Source organism: Paractinoplanes hotanensis (assembly GCF_023717965.1).
GTDB classification, from domain to species: domain Bacteria; phylum Actinomycetota; class Actinomycetes; order Mycobacteriales; family Micromonosporaceae; genus Actinoplanes; species Actinoplanes polyasparticus.
Genome location: NZ_JAMQOL010000075.1, coordinates 53,208 through 73,630 on the forward strand (window position 1 = coordinate 53,208; position 20,423 = coordinate 73,630).

The following is a 20,423-nucleotide window of genomic DNA, read 5'->3' on the forward strand; positions in this document are numbered from 1 at the left end:
CCTCGGCCGATCGGTGCCGCAATCGCGGTCCACACCGGACGACGCGCGAACCGTCGACGAGTTCAGCTGATCACTCTCGCCATCCGTGGTGGCATCGAGGGCTGTACCGACCGGCCAGGTTCATGTTCCCGGCGACTCGTGCCGCCGCCGCTCATGTCGTGCCGGCATCGGACGCCATCTGAGGCCGTGGTTCTCGCACCTGCCTCGACGCGGGCATCTCCAGAAGCACAAAGACGAAGTCGTCCTGATCGCTCAATGCGTCCCAGAGACGGTAATAGACCTCAGGGCTCATCGCCGGACCGGAAAAGGTACCCGATTTGCTCATCCGACAGAGGTACACGTCGGAGAACACCTGGTCCGGGTCGGACTGGACGCCCCCGTCGGCCTTCTCGCGTCGTGTCGCTCCCGCCGAGGCCACCGGCGTGCAGAAACCGGCTTCCTTGCTGACGTCAGGCACGGTCCCCGCGAATTCTCTCGCATGGCCGAACGGGCCGTCGTACCACATCACCAAGAATTGATCACGGCTTGTTTCAAGATCACCGCTCTTGCCTTTGCCGCTGCCACCGCGGACGGCCAAGACGATCTTGTTGCCCCCATAAAGCTCCCGGAAGACCGAAATTTCTTTGACCCTGTTGAGGTAGGGCTCAAACTTCTTGAACGTGCTGATCTCGTCACCATCGGCCATCGAACGCCCCAAAAGACTCTTCGGTTTCCATCGTCGCGTCCACCGGAGACACGACGAGAGGGCTGATGCGACTTGCCAAGAGATCCGCAGCAGCCCGTCACACCCAATAGGGACAGACGCTTGCCGGCGTTGGTGGATCAGAAAAGTACCGGAAGGAGATACCCGTCACTTTGCCAGGGCCGGCAGTCGCGAAGTGCTGGCATTCCGCAGTCCGCGACCGGCTCCCGCCCGGATGAAGCAACCCGGCGTTGAACATCGCGACGGGTCGTTCGTCCGCAGTGGTGACAGTAGGACAACGGAAGGGACGATCATGTCGAGAAGAACGAATCTTGCCGCCACCACCCTGGCCATGACGGTCGCGCTTCTTGCCCCTGGCGGGCCGGCGCAAGCTGCGGCTCCGGCCGACAAACCGGCCGTGCTGTCGGCCTGGACGCAGACCACAGCCACCAGTTACGCGGCGTGGAACGGAGCACGGCTCAGCCCGGCGCCGTGGACGGCGTACGCCTTCGACTGGACCACGGACTACTGCACGTCCAGCCCCGACCAGCCGTCTGGCTTCGACTTCCGGCTGTCGTGCCAGCGACATGATTTCGGCTACCGCAACTATGAAGCAGCCGGCGGCTTCGCCTCGAACAAGGTGCGACTGGATGACATGTTCTACGGGGACCTGTCCCGCAAGTGCGATTCGTACAACGCTGTTGTTCGACCCGCCTGCGACGGTCTCGCATGGACCTACTACCAGGCCGCGAAGAAGTTCGGCGCACCCACGGTGAGCGCAGCCGACCTGCAGCGTGCAGATCAGATGAAGCGCGACGCTCTGAACAGGGCAATGATCGACTGATAGCCCCCTCTTCGTCTCGGCCAGAACTCCGGCCGTTCTCCGGGACGCCTCGACCGGTTCCCCTTCCTCGCTGTTCATCGGTGGCGGACGACGAGTGCGGCTCGAGCAGCCGTGTTCCAGTCGGGCTGCGACCCGACAGGAACACGGCGCCGGGCACCGTTCTCAGCACCGCCGGGCTGGGCCGGCCACTCCGTTGATCGTCGCCCCCGCGTGTTGCCAGAGCGGAACCGTCGACTCCAGCAACGGGAACGGGAACGGGAGTTTCACCGTGGTGAGCTCATCGAGCCGGGCTCGATGCTCTGCCGAGATCTCGACGTCGAGCGAGCCGAGATTCGCGTCCAACTGCTCGACCGTACGGGCGCCAATGATCGTCGATGTCACCTCTTCCCGCCCGCGCACCCAGGCCAGGGCGACGGACGCGATCGAGGTATTCACTTCCTTCGCGATATCCGCCAACTCGTCAAGGAGCACGTACGTGGACTCCGGCAGCGCCTGGGAGTCGCTCATGGTGGCCCGGCCCGAATCAGCCGGACGATGGACTGTCCGGGTGTACTTACCGGACAGCACACCTCCGCTCAGCGGGCTCCACGGGGCGACCCCCAGACCGAGCGCCCGTGCGGCCGCGAACAGCTCGCCCTCGACCGAACGCTCCAGCAAGGAATACTCCACCTGGATGCCGGCGACAGCGCTCCACCCGCGCAGTTCCGAGATGGTCACCAATCGAGCCACAGCCCAGGCTGGGGTGTCCGAAAATCCGAAGTACCGGATCTTTCCGGAGCGTACCAGGTCATCGAGCGTGCCCAGGGTCTCTTCTAGCGGCGTGTGCGGATCCAAGTTGTGCAGCCAGTAAAGGTCGATGTAGTCGGTGCCGAGTCGATTGAGCGAGGCCTCCACCTGGTGCATGATCGCCTTCCGGCCGGCCCCGCCACCGTTGGGGTCGCCCGGGAACATGCTGCCCGCGAACTTCGTCGCCAGCACGACACGGTCACGCCGGCCAGGGTGCTTGGTGAGAAAGCCCCCGATTGTCTCCTCCGAGCGCCCTTCCGCGTATCCGTTGGCGGTGTCCAGCGTGTTGCCACCGGCGTCGAGGTAGTGGTCGATGATGGCCTCGGACGTCTTCACGTCCGCGCCCCACGTCGGGTCGCCGAAATTCATGGTCCCGAGAGTGATCGGACTGACGCGCAGACCGGTCCTGCCGAATGTTCGGTACTCAGTGAGTTGCATGATTCTCCATTCGCTTGGTCACGAAAGGTCCTTGACGAATGTCAGGATGATGTCCGTCACGGCTTGGGGCTGTTCCCCCGGCACCCAGTGCCCGGCTCCGGGAACAATGGTGGTGCCGCGGAATCCCGGGTGGTTCCTCGACAGGGTCTCGACGAAATCTTCATAGTCGAACATCGAGCGAACGACGTCCTTCTCGCCCAAGAGCAGCAACGAGGGCACGGTGAGCGCGACCGTATCGAAGGGCGCGGTCAGTTCCCACGTGCGATCCAGGTTGCGGTAGAAGTTGAGCGACGCCGTGAATCCGTGCTCTTCGAAGGAGGCCGCGAGCAGGTCGAAATACTGCTCGGACATCCAGTCGGGCAGACGCCCGGGATCGGGCCAGGTGTCGCGCAGCCCCTGTCCCGGCTGCACGATCATGCGCTCATCGGGCTCGGTGACCTCATAGCCGTACTGGAGAACGTCGAACGCGCCGCGCAGCGTGGCCCGCGGGTTCTGGTCGAACTCCGCATCGGCCGGTCCGACGTCCCGGAGGTACTCGAGGTAGAACCGCCGGCCGTCGGTGAACATGTCTTGCGAGCCAGTGAGGAGGCCGGCGGGACCCCGGGGAATCTGCGGCGGCCCACTGATCCCGATGACACCGCGAACGAGGTCGGGTCGCATCATGGCGATGCCCCACGCGACCACGCTGCCCCAATCGTGGCCGACGATGACCGCCTCGTCAGCCTCGACGTCAGCCAGAAGCGCGACGAGATCCCCGACGAAGTGCAGAACGGTGTAGGCGTCGGCCTCGGCGGGATGGTCGCTGCTCCCGAAGCCTCGTAGGTCAGGTGCGATCACACGGTAGCCGTTGGCCGTGACCGCCTCGATCTGGTGATGCCACGAATAGCTGCTTTCAGGCCATCCGTGCAACAGGATGACAAGTGGCCCGGAGCCCTCGTCGATGTAGGCCACCCGGATGCCGTTCACGGTGGTCTCGCGCTGGCGATATTGCTTTTTCAAAGTACTTACCTCACGTGGTCAGCCGACTCGATTGGCGATCAGGCCCAGTCATCGGCCTTCGGCAACAAGATCATTTTGTGAGCCTTGAGGGCCTCCCCCATCGCCTCATATCGCTCCTGCGTCCATTCCGGCGGCGGGTTGCCGGCCGGGTCGGGATCGTCGGCGTACTTGAGGAAGAATTGCTCGGCCCCGGCCGGCGTGTAGAACACCATCAGGGTGCCCGTTTCCGCGCCGATGTTCTTGAACCCGTGCCGGGTGAGCCGAGGAATGTAGACAAAGTCACCCGCGCCGGCCTCGAAGGTCCCGGCGCCGTTGACAAAACGGAAGTCCCCGGACGCGATGTAGAAGGCCTCATCCTCGGCCCCGTGGGCGTGCGGGAAGTTCCCGAAGCCGGGCGCAACGTCCATTTCCATCAGGCTGAGCCGACCGCCGGTTTGTTCGCCGGTCACCTTGACCTTGGCCTTCTCCCCACCGCCGTTGAGAAGCTTGAGCGGCCCCTCTTCCTTTCGCACGACGAACCCTCTTGCGGCAGTCCAGATGGGGTCGTCCTCAGCCGGGACGGGTACTTGCAGGTCCATACTGCTCAACTCCTTGATCGTTGTTGCCCAGCAGTTCTGCTCTCAGGAACCCGGAGCGAAGCGCGGGCGTCGGCTGCGCTTCGCTCAGCCGTTCATGAACAGAAACGTAGCACCGTCCTATGTGGAGTAAAAGGAGATCGGGAGTGGTCGACATGTGAGGAAATACACCTATGGAATTCCTATTCGAGCGTGTACCCGGAACGTTCCCGTACGCATCCCAAGTACCCGAAAGTCACCTGCAGAGATGCCCACGAGCTGCTCGCTGAATATGCGACAAGGCAAGCACAACGAGGGGACGGGCATCCAACGCCTCGCCCCTGGAAAGGGTTCATCTCACGACCTGTTACAGACTTCTCGGGCCTCGGCTTCTCATCGACGAACAGTGATCGTCGGCAGATGACTGTCGCCGGAGGGCCGTGGCATCGCAGGCGGCGTGGCCGACCCCGGGGACACCGCGTTGCGGCGGATACGCAGATGTCCGCACGAGGTCGCGATGAGGAGTGCGTCGGACAGTCGCGGCTGACCCCCTTCGGGAGCCATGGTCCGCAATCCGGCGAGCCCGAGGCTGCCCGCCACGCCGGTCACGATCGCCACTCTCTTTCAACCAGTCCATGATGCACCTCATGAGGTAGTTGAAAATTCAGCTTGCCGGTGACGATACCATCGACGCTGAAGTTTCAACTACCCGTGAGGTCGCGAGATGACAGAGAGCCGATGGCTGGACGACGAGGAGCAGCGAACATGGCGCAGCTTCCTGATGGCCAGCAGACTGTTGTTCGATCAACTGGAGCGAGATCTGAAACAGGATGCAGATCTGTCCTTCGCCTACTACGAGGTCCTCACCCGACTTTCAGAGGCGCCCGGCCACTCGATGCGGATGGCCGCCCTGGCGGCCGCCTGCGTCTTCGACCGCAGCAGGCTCAGCCACGCCGTCGACCGGCTGGCGAAGGAGGGCTGGGTCAGCCGGGTGCCAGCCGATGTGGACGGGCGAGGGCAACTGGCTGAGCTCACCGACGAGGGCCTGAAACGGGTCCAGCAGGCCGCGCCCTTCCACGTCGAGCGGGTTCGGACCCTGGTGTTCGACCGCCTCACCCTGGAGCAGCAGAAGACGCTGAGAGAGATCAGCGAGGTGGTGGCCTCCGGAATCTCCGACATGGACGAGCTGACGAAGATGGGCTGGCCATCGTAGTGAAACCGACGGGCCTCTCCCCCGCCGGAGTGGCGCCCGGACAAGCCGGTGTTGCTGGACCTGCAGCACCAACGACTAGCTGGGTCGCCGCGGCCGTTCCAGGGACCACGACTGCCGAGAGGCGTAACCGAACCAGAACGGAATCCTCGTCGCCACGTCCACAGAAGTCGGCATGCACGCCTGTGGCGAGCGCCCGGCATTGACGACCCTGCCCTGGTACTCGACCGTGCGCAGCATCCTGTCCTTGACACCGGCTCCGGTGCAGAGTGCAATATATCGAGTGGGCCAAACCATTACGGAGGAACTGTTCGGGCGCGAGGTGGAACTGGCGCGCATCCAACGTTTCCTGGAGTCGATACGCCACGGCGGTGACGTGCGCATGGTCCGCGGCGACCCCGGCGTCGGCAAATCCGCGCTGCTGACCGCGGCAGCGGATCTGGCCGGCGCCGAAGGCATGCGGGTGTTGCGTGCGAACGGCTCCGAGTTCGAGGCGGATGTCAGCTACTCACTGCTCAACCAACTGCTGCTGCCGCTGTACACCGACATCCAGCGACTGCCGCCAGCGTTGCGCGATGCCCTCACCGTCGCCCTCGGCTTCGGCCCCGGACCGGCGCCCGCCGCCCTGCTCGTCGGCAACGCAGCCCTGTTCCTGCTCACCACCGCGGCCAGGACAACTCCCGTCCTGATCATCGTCGACGACGTCCAGTGGATCGACCGGCCCAGCGCCGTCGTCCTCGGCTTCGTCGCCCGGCGCGTACAGGGAGCGTCCGTCGGCGTCATCGCCGCTTCCCGCACCGGCACGGAGAGCTTCATCGACCGCCGCGGCCTGACCGAGGTCACGGTCGAACCCCTGAGCGACGAGGCTTCCGCCCGGCTCATCGACACCCGCTCCCCGGCCATGATCGGGCGCATGCGGCGGCATCTGCTCGACCTCGCCCAGGGCAACCCGCTGGCCCTGGTGGAACTGCCGGGAAGCCTCACCGACTCCGCCCATCCGACGGACGTGGTGCCGCTCAGCGACCGGCTGCAGGCCATCTTCGCCACCCGCATCGCCGATCTGCCCGAGCCCACCCGCCTGCTGCTGCTGCTCGCCACGTTCGAAGGAAGCGGCGACCTGCGCGCCCTACGCGGCATGACCGACCTGACCCACCTCGCCCCGGCCGAACGCGCCCAACTCGTACGCGTCGACGACGCGGGCGGGCGCATCGTCTTCCGCCACCCGCTGATCCAGTCGGCGATCGTGGCGATGTCCACCCACGAGGAGCGCCGGCTGGCGCACCAGGCCATCGCCGCCGCACTGCCAGGCGATCCGGAACGCCGCGCCTGGCACCTCGCCGCGGCCACCACCGGCCCGGACGAGGCCGTCGCCGTACAGCTCGAAGAGGCCGCGCACGTGGTGTTGCGGCGCGGCGACGCCCTGGCCTCCATCGCCGCGCTCGTCCGCGCCGCCGAGATGAGCGGCACGCCTGAAGACACCGCGCGGCGGCTGGCACAAGCCGCATACACCGGCGCGGAAGCCGGCGTCGCCGACGACACCACGACGCTGCTGGCCAATGCGCGGGCAATGAACCAGGGCCTGGCCGGAGCGCTGCAAGCCGCCAACGCGACCGCACTGTTGATGATCAACGGTGACGGCGACGTGCACACCGCCCACCGACTGCTCGCCGGCGCCATCGAGACGGGCGAACACGGCTGGCGCGCCGACGACCCGGCCCTCGACGAGGCCATGTACACGCTGCTGCTGCTGTCCTGGTTCTCCGGCAGCACCGACCACTGGGCCGTCTTCCACCGCTATCTGGCTCGGCTCACCCCGGCACCGCCCGACATTCTGTCGGTGGTGAGCCGGACCTTCCCCGACCCCGTACGCACCGGCGCCGGTGCCCTGCCCGGCCTCGAGGCGCTGATCGCCGCTTTGCCCGGCGACAAGGACCTGACCCGGGTCGTGCGGATGGGCACCGCATCGGCCCATGTCGACCGGCTGGGTGAGATCCGGGAGCATTCCTGGCGGCTCGTGCGGCAGGGACGCGAGGGCGGCGCGCCCCAGTGGCAGCTGAGCGGTCTGATGCACCTGTGCCAGGACGACTACCTCACCGGACGCTGGGACGAGGTCGAAGAGCTGGCCGGCGAGGGCGAGCGTGTCGCCGTCGACAGCGGCCTTCCTTTCCTGCGCTGGTATTTCCTGCTCAACCGGGCCGTCATCGCGGCCGGCCGGGGCCGCTCCGGCGAGGCGTACGACCTGGCCGACGAGATCACCCACTGGGCGGCGCCGCGCGGCCTCACAACTTCGCTGGCCATCGCGAATCTCCCCCGAACGCTGGCCGCCGCAGCCAACGGCGACTTCGAGGCCGCCTACCGGCACGCGACAGCCATCAGTCCGGCCGGGGTGCTGGCACCGTACGTGTCCATCGCCACCTGGGTGATTCTCGACCTGGTCGAGGCCGCCCTGCGCACCGGCCGCCCGGCCGAGGCCCGCGCGCACGCCGACGCCGTGCGCGCAGCGGACCTGGCCGCGCTGTCCCCCCGCATGCGGCTGATCCAGCACGGCGTCGACGCGCTCGTGCTCGACGACGAGGCCGGTGAACGACTCGAGCAGACGCTGACCGAACCCTCCTCTGAACGCTGGCTGTTCGAGTCATCCCGCGTACGGCTCGTCTTCGCCGAGAAACTGCGACGGCGTAAGGAATTCACCCGCGCCCGCACGCATCTGCTCGCCGCCCGCACCGGTTTCGCCGCGATGGGCGCCGAACCATGGCTGGCCCGAACCACCGGGGAACTGCGCGCAGCCGGCTACCGGCCGGTCGTCACCACGCAGCCGCCGTCCACCCTGACCGCCCAGGAACTGGAGATCGCCGGCCTCGCCGCGGCCGGCCTGACCAACAAACAGATCGCCCAGCGCCTCTACCTGTCCCACCGCACGGTAGGCGCTCACCTCTACCGCATCTTCCCCAAACTGGGTGTCTCGTCCCGGGCCGGGCTACGCGACGCCCTCAACGAGGCCTGAGCCTGGTCTCACCGACGCCGCCCGCTCACCGTGGTCCACAGGCCTGCTTGCCCATCCTTGATCACGTCCGGAGTGCGGCCAGGACGGCCGGCTGATCGAGGGCATTCGCTCCCGTGGCGCATTCCGGGGCGGTGCTGACTACTACGCGGGCCAGCCCGTCTTCATCAGTCCCTCGCGGTCCATCATGCCGGTGGCGAGCACCTCGCTGATGTCTCGCAGGGCGGCCTGCTGCTGACGGGTGAGGCGGTCGAACATCAGCTCACGGACCCTTCCGACATGACCGGTGGCGGCCCGGCGGACGACTTCCAGGCCCTCATCGGTGAGCTCCGCCATCTGGCCCCGCCCGTCCGCGCCGATCGGCACCCGGCGGACCCAGCCGTCGCGCGCCAACCGGTCGATGGCGTGGCTGAGCCTGCTGCGGTCGAAGACGCACGCGGCGGCGAGATTGGCCATTCGCATCGAGCACCCCGGTGCCTCTGAGAGCCGGGTGAGGATCTCGTAATAGGCGAAGGAGAGATTCGAGTCCTGCTTGAGGTCGCGTTCCAGCCGATCAGTCAGCAGCCTGCTCGCCATCAGGAAGCTGCGCCATGTCTGCTGCTCCTGCTGATCCAGCCACCGGGTGTCCGTCATGTCGGCCTCACGCATCTGGGTGAAAGTTCATCGCCGATGCTACTGCCCGGCGGGCGTTGGACTTTCACCCTCGCCGTTCGGCCAAGGGAGCTGTCGATGCCTCCCTTCGGACGGACGCGCGAGTTAGCTGACTCTCACTATCTAGTTGAAATTTCACCATCTCGCCTAGGTTTACGAGGGCGCTGAAATTTCAACAGTGCTCCCGGTGCGACAGCCGGATGACTGTCACCGCGCGTGGGCGGAACTCCACGACAGGAAGGACTTCCCGTGCAGAACTCGAGGAGCAGGACTATGAGGCACGCCGTGGCCACCCCGCTGACCGTGTTGCTGTCCGTGTTGCTGTCCGCCGGTCCGGCCGGCACGCCCGCCATGGCTGCCGAACCGGCTACGCCGAGCAGTTCGGCGGCCGCGGCCACCACGTTCCGGCACTACCCAACGTTGCTGCCGCTGCCGAACGGGTTCTCCCCCGAAGGCATCGCGATCCACGGCCGGACGGCCTACACCGGTTCCCTGTTCAACGGCGCGATCCAGCAAGTCGACCTGCGGACGGGCAAGACCAAGCATTTCGCTCCGCCGCCCGGTGCGGGACGGATCTCCGTCGGCATGGACGTCGACCGCTTCGACCGGCTGTGGGTAGCCGGTGGCGGCCACGGCGGGCCGCTGCCCGGCCTGGTCAGCGGTTTCCGGGTGTACGACACGAGGTCCGGCGCCAAGCTGGCCGACATGCTGTTCCCGGCGGCCAAGTTCATCAACGACGTCAAGGTGACCCGCGACGCGGCCTGGTTCACCGACAGCGCCGACCCTGCCGCCCTCGTCCGGGTGCCCGTCTCGGCCACCGGCCGGATCGGCGAGCCTCAGAGGGTCAAGCTCAGTGGCGAATGGGCGCCGGGTGGTGCCATCAACGCCAACGGCATCGAGGCGACCCCGGACGGCAAACACCTGATCGTCGCCCAGACCACGCTCGCGAGCGGGGGCGCCGCTCTGTACGTGGTGCCATCCGCCTCGTCGGGAACCGCGGTCGCGCGACGGATCTCCCTGCAGGACCACCTCGAGTCGGCTGACGGCCTGGTCCTGCTGGGCCGAATCCTTTACGTCGTCACCCACCACGGCGTGGTCAAGGTCAAGCTGTCCCGGAAGCTGACCACCGGGCAGATCGAGAGCATCACAGAGGTGCCCGGCGCCGCGTTCGCCAGCACGGCGGACGCGTTCGGCTCCCGTCTCTACGTGGTCGACGCCAACCTCGGCGAGAACCTTGGCAACGTCGGCAACCCCACTGCCTCGTTCGAGATCTCGGCGATCCGCCTGCCGTAGATGTGCGCCTCCGCGAGGGCGTACCGCGGCGGGAAGCGGCGATACGCGTCCTCCAAATCCTCCTCGCTATGCAGCGACTCCGCTGCCGGTTCAACGCGCCGGGCAACCGGTGTGAACCTGTGCACTCTGGCCTCCTCCAGTCGACCTTCCACCAGGGAATACCGGCACAGCTGCCGGAACGTTCAAGCCCCGAGAAAACCGGCAGTGATAACGGTCACATGCCCGCGCGATACAGCGCCGGCAACAGAGCGGTTCACTGAAACGCCTGTGAACTTCCACTCGGAGAATTGCTTCGATTCCGTCGAACGCGATGACGCCGCCCGCGGTATTTCTCGTCGCCGAACCGACAAGAGTCGGACAAACAAAGGAGCATCCGATGAGAATTCGACGTCCACTCGTGGCAACAATGGCATTGTCGATGACTGCCGGAGTGGCCACGCTCGCCGTCACCGCCGGCTCCGCCAGTGCCGACCGCGGCACACGATGGACCAACCGATACCCCGTATCGGTCGACATCAAGACCCCGGCCCACGGTGACAACGCCGGTGCCGCCGGCGCGTCCTGGTTCGTCGACCTCGACATCGACTACCCCGGCGGACCCACTGGTCTGCGCCGAGCCGGATTCACCGGACCGCAGCTCACCGGGCCGGCCGGGCACGCCAACATCCCACCCGCCCCCGGGTCCTTCTCCACCGGCAAGGACGACCACCTGCCCGGCCTGGTGGTCCTCACCTCGACTACCAACAGCACCATCGCCGGGTTCAGCGGACCCGGAACCAACCTGGCGAACCTGTTCAACATCACCGGAGTCACCAACCGGACCGCCAAAGAAACCGAGATCTGGGACACCTGGATCGTCGGAGCCGCCATCGCCGGGCAGAACGTCGACACGACACTCACCGTCGCCGTGGTCGGCGATCTCAACCACAACGGCATCTACGACGACGCGCCCGACGTCGTACCCGACATCAACCACGACGGCCGCATCGACGGCCGCGACCTCAAAACGATGGGCCTGGCCTCCAACGTCGAGACCGTACGATTCCACATCAACGGTCAAGGTCTGTGATCAGCCGATCTCGCGCATAGCTCGTCACATGAAACGAGCGCCCTTTCCAACGCAATGAACGCGATCCGCGGCAGGACAGTCCCGAGGTTCTCCTAGCCGAACCAACTGAGGCCAGGAGTACGAGCTTGTCCGTCGTTGAGAACGCAGACCGCGCCGGCCCGATGCACAATCCAGCCTGCGGTCATAGTGCCCTCAATTTGCGCCTCGTGCTGGGCGGTAGTCGACAACTTCGTGAGGTTTCTCCCCGAGCGAACGCTGCCGCCCAGCCCACCCAAGACCGCTGTTCGGCGCCGTCTTCATGGCACTCCTCGGCAACACTGGGCGCCGCGGCCGGTGCCATCTCTGAGCTGACCCCTTGGTGAAGCGCCGTTCGCTCCGATGCGCGCTCAGGCGAGCCGGATGATGATGCTCGTGCCGATCGAAGGCGACGAGGTGAAGTTGCCACCGGCCACCGCCACCGGCCGGCACCCTTTCGAGGAAGAAGAAGTCAGGTGATCGAGACGCAGTACACCTACGCCGAGGCAGCCGTCGTCCTAAGAATCGCCGAAACAATCCTCCGACGGTGGGTCTCGAGGGGACTCGTGCCATGCCATCGCGCGGGCCGGCTGGTGCGCTTCACCGACGCCGACCTCCCGGCAATTCTGAAGCCGTCACCCGCCGTGCCGCAGGCGGCGTCGCTGACCTCGTCCAGCCTCCGCAAAGGACCGCCGAGCTGCTGGCAGCGCGGCGGTTCCTGCTTCTACCGGCCGGGACGGTAGGGCTCGGTCTCCGGCGGCTGGGAGGAGAACGGGCCCACCTCCAGACCCACCAGGCCGGAGACTGCCAAGGCCCGGCACGGATGGAACATTCCCGAGGAGGACCTGCTCCGGCTGGCCGCGGACCGCTCGCTCAACATCCGCTTCTGGGTAGCAAACCTGCCCGGTTCCACCCGCCCGGTCTACGAGACCCTCGCCGAAGACCCGGACGACCAGATCGCCGTATCCGCCCGGCAACGGCTCCAGAAACCCGCCGGCCCTGGACACACCTCCGGACAGCGCCGGTTCTCCAACCCCGCACAACTGGGCCAGCCCATCCTCGAGATCGAGAACCACGTGTGGAACCAATACATGAGCCGCGGCTCATCCTGAACGCGCATGGACAGCGGCATGAGAGTGTGCCGATGTTGGCGACCTCGTGCTCTTTCGGAGCAAGAACAACTGCCGCCTCGTGAATTGCTCACTGATGAACGCAAACCTTCCCGTCCAGCGGATCGGCCCGTCCCCGCTCGCCATCGGCAGGCCTGCCGGTCATGGTTGCGTTCGTCGATACGCTGAACGGGTGCACCTTCTCCCTGCGAGCCTCGGGCTGCCGGTGCTGCTCGCCCTCGCCGCCTGCTCCGGCCCGGACACGGCCGCTGCAGAACCTCCGTCGTCGCCGTCCGCGTCGCCCAGACCCGGTCGGCTGGTGTCGGGCGTCCACCCCTACGTCGCCGACGGCCCCGCCAGGCCGACGGACTACGGCACTCCCGGCACCGCGCACGCGAAAATCATGCGTGAGCTCCAGCAAAAAGTGCTGGCCCAGGCCGGCGCGCCCGCGCACACGTCGGTGACCTGCGACAAGAAGTTCATCACCGGCAACGTGAAGACGAAGTGCACTGTGATGCTCGACGACCTCGCGGTTCCGATGGACGTGACCGCGTCGATCAGCGACCGGCATGCGGCCTGGTCCGCCACCGCCTCGGTCGGCGTGCTGGCCTGGACGAACGTGAGCTGGCTGTGGAACAGCGAAGCGGTCAACGGCAAAGCCCGGCTGGCCACGGCGATGTGCGACCCCGCACTGCCCGACCAGGCGGTGTTCCCGTTCGGCGCAACGCCGTTCCTCTGCTGGTACACCACTGCCGAAGGCGCCGTCGTGGAGAAGCGCGTGATGGTCGGCCGACGGGGCATCACCTTCGAGAAGCTCTGACCTGGCGATGACGACGCCGCGGCTCGGCCAGTCCGGGGAAGCGCCGGCACGGACCGCAACAGACACGTCGGTGTGCGGCGAGCCATCATCGCGGCATGACAGTACGGCTGATCATGGCACTACCCAGTTGCAAGCCAATGATGAATACGGGTGAAGTCCGCGTCAGTCAGGCCGCTGAGCGGGTCGACGCGATGGAGAAGAGAAGTTCCCTGGTGATGTGTCTGGACCCATCGGCGGTCAGTGTCGCTGATCTCGTCATCGAGCCAGATGAAGGTGCGCCCGCGGGCCCACTCGGTGAGGGAAATCGTCTTCCAGTGCAGCCCGCCGGTAGGGAGCTCGTCCTCGTCCGGGAACTCGACGACCGGCAACTGCGGCAGACCAAGCCGAGGCGCGACGACCTCGTTCGCGTCACCCATCCACGTCGTCGCCCAGACCAGCTCGCAGCCCAATCCCAGTAGCCTGCGGCCGTCCTCCGGGTTGAGGCGATCCACCAGCGGATTCCCCGGCTCCGTAGCGAACTCGACGGCGTCACGTCAGGCGATCCCGGCCGGCCGAGCCCGGAACGGGATGAGCGGACCATCGACGTCCAGGAACAGCAGAGGGCGGTCGGCAGAGCTGGCGATCACGCTGGCGAACCTACCGCAGCGGCAGACATCGCCCCGCCGATCCCGGGCCTTATCGGCGGCAGAAGCGGACGTCTGGGCAGGTCGGTCTCAGGACGCGACACGCCGACTAGCGGACTGCCTTAAGCTGGATCAAGCGCTATTCCAGTGTGTCAACCTCGCCGCTGGAAACGCACCAAGATCCATCGCAGTTGGGCGACTGTTAAGCGTCTGAGGTCTTGCCGTCGAGGATGACGTACGACCAGCCGTCGTCGGCGACCCGCTTCAGCGCGGTGTGCAGGTCCTGTGCCTGGGCGGCGAGGACCGCGATGCCTTCGTCGCGGTAGCGGTACGCGGTCGCCCTCGAGATCCCGAAACCGGCGCCGAGTAGGGTTAGGTCTTCCTGCTTACGGAACCAGACGAGGACCAGTAGTGCCTGGTAGAAGCAGGTCAGAGCGCGTGTCTTCTTCCGCGTGCCCCGGGCGCGGCGTTCGGCATGCAGCAGCCGCGCCACGTACTGCACCAGTTCCCTCGGGACGTCGACCATGGCACGATAAGCCAGCACGGGTCAAGTACGCGGTCTCGCGGCTGGTCTTGCCGGTGGCGGTGAGGGTACGAGTCCGGGTGATTCGGATGGCCTGCTGCGCGTGCAGGAACCGGATTCCGCCGGGAGTGTGCAGCGTGACGGCTTTGACGGTGCGGGTCTCGGATCGGCCGTGACCACGATCGCGGGCCTGGTGACCGACCGGGATCTGTGCCCAGGGCAGGGCCTTGAGCTGGGCATGCAGGAGCGGCTGGTTCCCTTTGACGGGGATCAGCAGGTACGCGCCCCGGGCGGCGATCTCGTTCGCATGGCTGGTCTGCGTGTGCAGAGCATCGGCGACGAACAACAGCCCGGTCAGATGGCCCAGGACCTGTTCGACTGCGTCGAGCAACGGGGTGAAGGCGGGGATTTCGTTCGACTTCGCCGCCACGGTGACTTGTGCCAGGACAATGCCGGTGCTGGTGTCCAGCGCGGACAGCAGATGAACTTGGCGGCCGTCGGGGCGGCGGGCGCCGCGGACGGTCTTGCCGTCCACGGCGATGACCTGCCGATACCGTTTCCTGAGTGGTCCGGCCGGGCGGGTTCGGGTACGTAGCCAGCCGGCCAGGACTGCGGCGAGCAGGTCGGCGTCCAGGCGGATCAGCAGCCGCCACATCGTGGTCATGGCCGGCACGCCGCGGACGAAGCCGAGCCGGGCCCGGCCGATGTCGTCCAGGTCATGCAGCCAGTCCGCTATCGCGGCGACGCTCGAGGCGCCGGTCGCCACCGCGCACACCGCGACGGTCAATAACCCCGCGAGGGGATAGCGCAGACCCCGAGGGCCGCGAGGATCCGGCACCCTCGACAACGCATCGCGCAGGCCGACTTGTTCACCCTCGGTCACCGGGCGGGCAAGCGTGTCGGAGGGGGTGGTGACTGCGGACAGTACCTGGATCGGGCATGCTGACATCACGGGTGAGGTCCTCGAAGTGGCTGGAAGCGTAGAGAACTCCCATGATCACCTAGACGACCTCACCCGCCTCAAGCGCCTCCAAAAAGGCCGATCACGGCGCATAGCCGCAGCTCAAGCCACCCTCATCGAAACATGCAAAGGCCCTGGCTCTACGCCCCCGGGGCAGGAGGTCTGGTCGTTGGCGTCTGACCCGGCGGAGCGATCCCGCCCAGCGGAGTCATATTTGGCATCTTCGCTGTAGGCGGGTTGGAAATGATGTGCGGATCGCCGACCCACGCGGTCAGCATGGGACCGTCCAAAAATTCAATCGGAACCGAAATACCGGTCTGGCTCGTGATGGCGAGTTCAGGCTGGCCACCATTCTCCGCAGTGGCAATCCAGAACCTGTGCGGGCCTTCGCCTCTGAGGGTCGAGGGCATCCCACGTTCGAACGACTCGATACGACGACCGGCTCTGTAGTATTGAAACAGCTTCATTCCGTAGCCCGCCGAGTACGAGAACGATTCAGAGCCGAAAGAAAGGGCGGCCATCAAGTCCGATCGGGTGCCATGTGTGCCGAACTCTTCGAAGCAAACGGTCCATGAATCGACTTGCCCTACTCGCAGTTGGCTACCACCGGGGCGCGGCGGCACGTCTCGCAGCGCTTCGGTCCGGGTGAGTAACCTGACCTCCTCGAGGTCTGCTCGGTAGTTGGCAAGAACGACGTCCGGAGCAGTTTCGAAGGTGAGAGTCAGGGTGAACCCCACGTCGTAGGTCCAGCCCCACGGCCCCTCGCCAGCTCGCATGCCTCACTCCTACCTAGGCGCGGCCATGCCCGGTTGATTGCCGGGCACGGCCGCTACGGTGTTCAATTCTCAAGAGGTGACCGCGACGTACGTATTTAGCTTGGGTCAGCTGGCTGGGTCTGGTGGGAGCCAAGGCCCGGTGGTGAACAGGGCGGTGAGGACGTCGAGGAGATCCTGGCCGTGCTTGCCGGCGGTGGACAGGTAGGAACGCAGGGTCGCGAAGTCGGCGAGTCCTTGCAGGGATCGCCAGGTCGCGCTGATCTTCAACTGGAGCTTCGTCGGCCGTAGATCGCGTTCGCTTTGATTGTCGGTGAACCAGATCGCGGTGTCCGTGGTGAACCGCAGGACGTCTTCGGCGTCGCGGGTGAAACGGTTGACCATCTTCGCCGCCTTCGATTTCGGGTTCGCGGCGTTGGCCTCACGGCCGGACGACAACGCGCCCGCGTACGCCGAGCGGATGAACCGGACCTGGGCCTCGTCCAGGCTGCTACGCCCGTCCGCGGCGGCCTCTGCCATCCATTTCTTGGCTATCAGCAGGGTGTTGACCATGGCCTCGGCCCATTCCTGACGGGCCGGATCACTGTCGTGCACGCCCTTGAGCGTGCGCAGCAGGTGAGCGACGCACTCGGCGTGAGTCGCGGTGCTGATGTGGTCGTAGCCGGCGTAACCGTCGCGCACGAGGACCCCGGTGAACCCGGGCAGGACCCCACCGGCGTCGATGTCGGCTTTGGACCGGCTCCCGGCGTGCAGCAGGGTCAACTTCTCGGTGCAAGCGACGTGGACGTACTTCCAGCCACCATCGACCCAGGCCGGGGTCTCGTCCGCGCCGATCACCGGCGCAGCGCGCAGCAGCATCCGCACCCGGTCGACGAACGGGCCGAGCCTGTCGGCGGCCTCCCGGACCGCGGCCAGGATCGTCGCGGGCGCCACCGCCAGAGCGCAGAGCACGTCCATCGCGTGTGCCGACCGCCCGTACGGCAGGTACTGCACGCCCCGCAGATACACCATCCGAGCCTTCGCGCCAGGACCGTACTGCAGCCGGCCGGCCACCCCGTCCGGGGCGTCACCACAGGTCACCTCACCACACCCGGCACACAGCAGCGACTGCACCAGATACTCAGTCACATACGGCTCCGGCGGTGGCAACACCTCGACCACCTGCCGGCGCTGCGCCGCGAACACCCGCGCGGCGGCCAGACCGGCGGCACACCCGCCACACTGCTCCGGCCGGCACGTGACCCGCTCGTCCGGATCATCGACCAACATCCGCGTCGCCCCGGGAGGACCCCGCGGCTTGCCCCGCTTACCCGATGCCGAGCCGGTACGCCGCTGCCGGTCAAGACCATCCGACGAGGCGGCTTGGAACTGTTCGACGAATCCGTCCCCAACCGGCCTCCGCTATTCAGAGTGAATAGCGGGTATCGAGGGTGATCAAGGAAAGGTGCACCCGACCTGCAAGGATGTGGTTGTTGAGGCCTTGTCCTATGTAGAAGCAAGTGCACCTTTCTGGTGAGTCACTCTATCGGGTGGGATGACCGGCTGTCCGTGACGGCCACCGGTAAGAACCTCGTCGGTCACGCCGGGGCGGTCCTGCTCCGCAAATGCGCCGACAAAGCGGGTCTGACCAGCGGATTGAACGCGGTGATACCCCGCGGTGAGGGCCCCGGCTGGTGGGACCGGGGCACCGTACTGACCTCCCTCGCGGTGTCGATCGGGCTCGGCGCGACCAGCATGTCCGACATCGACCTGCTGGCCCATCAGGCTCCGGTGTTCGGTGACCCGCCCTCGGACTGCACCGTCCGCCGCTGCCTGGCCGCCCTCGACACGGTGACCCTGGGTAAGATCGGGAAGGCTCGGGCGAAAGCCCGCCGGCGGGTCTGGGATCTGATCGCCGACCGACCGGGCGGGTTTCCCTGGCTGTTGGTCGCCGGTAAACTCCTGCACGGGTGGATCGTGATCGACCTCGATGCCACCCTTATCACCGCACACTCGGATAAACAGGGTGCCGCGGTGACGTTCAAGAAAGGCTTCGGCTTCCACCCGCTCGGGGCGTGGTGCGCGAACACCGCCGAATCGTTGGCCATGCTGCTGCGAGAAGGCAACGCCGGATCCAACACGGTCAGTGACCACATCCGGGTCCTCGCCGACGCGATCGAGCAGATCCCGGCGCGCTACCGCCGGAAAATCCTGGTCCGGGTCGACGGCGCTGGCGCCACCCACGACTTCATCGAACATCTCCACGCGATGAACAGCGCGTTCCGCACGGTCCGGTTCACCGTCGGGTGGACCATCACCGAGGTCGACGAGGCCGCGATCGCGGTGCTACCCGCCGACGCCTGGATCCATTCGCTGCGCCAGAACGGCGAAGCGACCGCGACCGCCGGGGTCGCCGAACTGACCGGACTCGACACCCGCGCCGAGAAATGGCTCCCCGGGCTGCGGCTGACCGTGCGCCGGACCAAACCTGCTGCACAACACCGCAAGAACCTGACCGACCTGGAACGCAAAACCGGCTGGCGGTACGCCATCGTCGCCACCAACATCACCCGAATGTGGGGCATCGCGGGCTCGCATCATCCGCAATGGCTCGACGCTTTGCACCGAAGCCACGCAGGAGTGGAAGATCAAGTCCGAGTGGGAAAGGCCCTGGGCCCGCGGAACCTGCCGTCGAAGTCCTGGACCGTCAACCGCGGATGGGTTCTCGCCGCGAACATCGCCGCGGATATCACCGCCTGGACCCGGCTGCTCGGCCTGCACGACCAACCCGACCTCGCTGATGCCGAACCCGAAACCCTGCGCTACCGGCTGCTGCATCTACCCGCCACCCTCAGCAGCCACGCCCGGCAACGCGTCCTGAAAATCCCCGAAACCTGGCCCTGGACCACCGCGTTCATCAATGCTGGCAACGCCTGAACGCCCTACCCGCACCCGCCTGACCAGCAACAACCACCTCAGCGAGCAGGAGAGGGCCGTTCCCGGAGATCGGAGACCCGGGCATACCGTCGTGACAGACGGCGCCCCCGCACCACACCGCAGGGGACAAAACGGTCAAGCCGAAAGCCCTACCGAGGGATCAAACACCCCTGACGAATCGAGGCCGGCGACGCAACTCCGCGACCTCGGCCAGCAACGCCGAGATCACCGCATCCCGCTCGACAAGCCGCGCGAGCAGGTCGTCATACGACGGACGCTGCGACTCGGAACCGGACACCCGGGCACTATGCCACACCAACCACACCACGTTGATCAAGGGCCACAACTGTCCCCGGACGAACTTAGCCGCAGGTCAAACACACCACGAGCCCGTACAACCCGCGATCCCGAGCTAAATACGTACCTGCAAAGAGCAGGCAGGACCGATGAAACCGGTCCGCAAACACGACATGCTGCGGGCCGGTTCGGTCAGGCAGAACCGCTCCCGGGCGGGCTCGGCACGATTAATTCCCGTCACATAGGCGCCTGTTGCATATGTCACGTGCCCGTCGCTGATCCAGCGATCGCTCTGTCCGTCTTCAAGAGAGTCGGCGTCGTTGGCGACCGATGTCCACATGCCATCGGAGTGGCTTGCTGGTGGCAGCCACAGAAGGAGACGAAGTTGAGACGGTCATTAGGCGCAGCTGCAGCCGCAGTTGCATTCATTGCATCCACATTTGCTATCTCATCTCCGGCCAATGCTGCAGATTCGACGCGGGCCGGAAGCCTCCTCATCTGCGAGCATGCGTTTGCTGGAGGACTATGCAATGCCTACACTGATGACTCTGTGAAGGGTGGTCTCCGGACATTGAATCGCGGCCCTTCGAAACACCCGCGATACCTTAACAACAAGGTTAGCTACGTGCAGAATTCAACGTCGGTAGAAGTCTGCTTCTTCTTTGAGACCGACTATCTGGGGCCGATCCGATGCATCGGGGCCGGTCAGCGCATTCCCGATCTTAGTCATACTGACTGGAACGACACCGTCTCGTCTGCCATCGGAGTTATTCGGTAAGCGGGTGCAGTGAACTGATCTCAGCAAGGAATGACAGCCGATTCGGGATGACACGGGTGAATCGGTGGTTTCGGGCGGTCC

Annotated in this window: 16 protein-coding genes and 2 pseudogenes; 7 read left to right on the plus strand and 11 right to left on the minus strand. The window is 66.1% G+C overall.

The genetic code is table 11. From position 1 onward, the window contains the following. Positions 1-151 precede the first annotated feature (151 nt). Positions 152-685, minus strand: a complete 534-nt coding sequence (locus LXN57_RS43035) for a hypothetical protein (RefSeq protein ID WP_251804081.1) — start codon at positions 683-685, stop codon at positions 152-154. 193 nt (positions 686-878) lie between these two features. On the opposite strand from LXN57_RS43035, the gene LXN57_RS43040 reads away from it, so the two are divergent. Next, positions 879-1,526 (plus strand): phospholipase, encoded by a 648-nt coding sequence (locus LXN57_RS43040; RefSeq protein WP_308206704.1) that lies wholly within the window; start codon positions 879-881, stop codon positions 1,524-1,526. 162 nt (positions 1,527-1,688) lie between these two features. Here LXN57_RS43040 and LXN57_RS43045 read toward each other — a convergent pair whose 3' ends face one another. The 3 genes from LXN57_RS43045 to LXN57_RS43055 form a co-directional block, all read right to left on the minus strand. Beyond that, a complete protein-coding gene (locus tag LXN57_RS43045) occupies positions 1,689-2,750 on the minus strand; it encodes an aldo/keto reductase (RefSeq protein WP_285904743.1) in 1,062 nt (353 codons plus the stop codon). Positions 2,751-2,768: 18 nt separating this feature from the next. Continuing rightward, positions 2,769-3,716 (minus strand): alpha/beta fold hydrolase, encoded by a 948-nt coding sequence (locus tag LXN57_RS43050; protein ID WP_251804083.1) that lies wholly within the window; start codon positions 3,714-3,716, stop codon positions 2,769-2,771. 71 nt (positions 3,717-3,787) lie between these two features. After that, positions 3,788-4,327 carry a cupin domain-containing protein gene (locus LXN57_RS43055; protein WP_251804084.1) on the minus strand — a complete coding sequence of 180 codons (540 nt, stop codon included), beginning with the start codon at positions 4,325-4,327 and terminating at the stop codon, positions 3,788-3,790. A 700-nt stretch (positions 4,328-5,027) separates the two neighbouring features. On the opposite strand from LXN57_RS43055, the gene LXN57_RS43060 reads away from it, so the two are divergent. Continuing rightward, positions 5,028-5,516 (plus strand): MarR family winged helix-turn-helix transcriptional regulator, encoded by a 489-nt coding sequence (locus LXN57_RS43060; protein ID WP_251804085.1) that lies wholly within the window; start codon positions 5,028-5,030, stop codon positions 5,514-5,516. Between the two features lie 280 nt (positions 5,517-5,796). Further along, positions 5,797-8,517, plus strand: a complete 2,721-nt coding sequence (locus LXN57_RS43065) for an ATP-binding protein (RefSeq protein ID WP_251804086.1) — start codon at positions 5,797-5,799, stop codon at positions 8,515-8,517. A 141-nt stretch (positions 8,518-8,658) separates the two neighbouring features. On the opposite strand, the gene LXN57_RS43070 is transcribed toward LXN57_RS43065, so the two are convergent. Then, positions 8,659-9,162: a MarR family winged helix-turn-helix transcriptional regulator gene (locus tag LXN57_RS43070; RefSeq protein ID WP_251804087.1), complete on the minus strand. Its 504-nt coding sequence runs from the start codon at positions 9,160-9,162 to the stop codon at positions 8,659-8,661. 276 nt (positions 9,163-9,438) lie between these two features. Between LXN57_RS43070 and LXN57_RS43075 the strand changes: the two genes are divergently transcribed. The 3 genes from LXN57_RS43075 (at position 9,439) to LXN57_RS43085 (ending at position 13,471) form a co-directional block, all read left to right on the plus strand. Then, positions 9,439-10,458, plus strand: a complete 1,020-nt coding sequence (locus tag LXN57_RS43075) for an SMP-30/gluconolactonase/LRE family protein (protein ID WP_251804088.1) — start codon at positions 9,439-9,441, stop codon at positions 10,456-10,458. A 418-nt stretch (positions 10,459-10,876) separates the two neighbouring features. Continuing rightward, positions 10,877-11,527: a hypothetical protein gene (locus tag LXN57_RS43080; RefSeq protein WP_251804089.1), complete on the plus strand. Its 651-nt coding sequence runs from the start codon at positions 10,877-10,879 to the stop codon at positions 11,525-11,527. A 1,317-nt stretch (positions 11,528-12,844) separates the two neighbouring features. Next, positions 12,845-13,471, plus strand: a complete 627-nt coding sequence (locus LXN57_RS43085) for a hypothetical protein (RefSeq protein ID WP_251804090.1) — start codon at positions 12,845-12,847, stop codon at positions 13,469-13,471. Positions 13,472-13,590: 119 nt separating this feature from the next. Here the strand turns inward: LXN57_RS43085 and LXN57_RS43090 are convergent. The 5 genes and pseudogenes from LXN57_RS43090 to tnpC all read right to left on the minus strand — a co-directional run. Beyond that, a pseudogene (locus tag LXN57_RS43090) lies at positions 13,591-14,097 on the minus strand (HAD domain-containing protein). Positions 14,098-14,296: 199 nt separating this feature from the next. Continuing rightward, positions 14,297-14,596, minus strand: a complete 300-nt coding sequence (locus tag LXN57_RS43095; protein ID WP_251804092.1) for a transposase family protein — start codon at positions 14,594-14,596, stop codon at positions 14,297-14,299. After that, a complete protein-coding gene (locus LXN57_RS43100; RefSeq protein WP_251804098.1) occupies positions 14,481-15,566 on the minus strand; it encodes an ISAs1 family transposase in 1,086 nt (361 codons plus the stop codon). The genes LXN57_RS43095 and LXN57_RS43100 overlap by 116 nt, the downstream gene beginning before the upstream one ends. Positions 15,567-15,718: 152 nt before the next feature. Continuing rightward, on the minus strand, positions 15,719-16,354 hold the full coding sequence (locus LXN57_RS43105; protein WP_251804093.1) for a DUF6461 domain-containing protein: 636 nt from the start codon (positions 16,352-16,354) through the stop codon (positions 15,719-15,721). A gap of 105 nt (positions 16,355-16,459) precedes the next feature. Next, a pseudogene (gene tnpC, locus LXN57_RS43110) lies at positions 16,460-17,629 on the minus strand (IS66 family transposase); the annotation flags it as partial. Positions 17,630-17,899: 270 nt separating this feature from the next. Between tnpC and LXN57_RS43115 the strand changes: the two are divergent. After that, positions 17,900-19,267 carry an IS1380 family transposase gene (locus LXN57_RS43115; protein ID WP_251804099.1) on the plus strand — a complete coding sequence of 456 codons (1,368 nt, stop codon included), beginning with the start codon at positions 17,900-17,902 and terminating at the stop codon, positions 19,265-19,267. Between the two features lie 160 nt (positions 19,268-19,427). Here LXN57_RS43115 and LXN57_RS43120 read toward each other — a convergent pair whose 3' ends face one another. Then, positions 19,428-19,565: a hypothetical protein gene (locus tag LXN57_RS43120; RefSeq protein WP_251804095.1), complete on the minus strand. Its 138-nt coding sequence runs from the start codon at positions 19,563-19,565 to the stop codon at positions 19,428-19,430. Positions 19,566-20,423 lie beyond the last annotated feature (858 nt).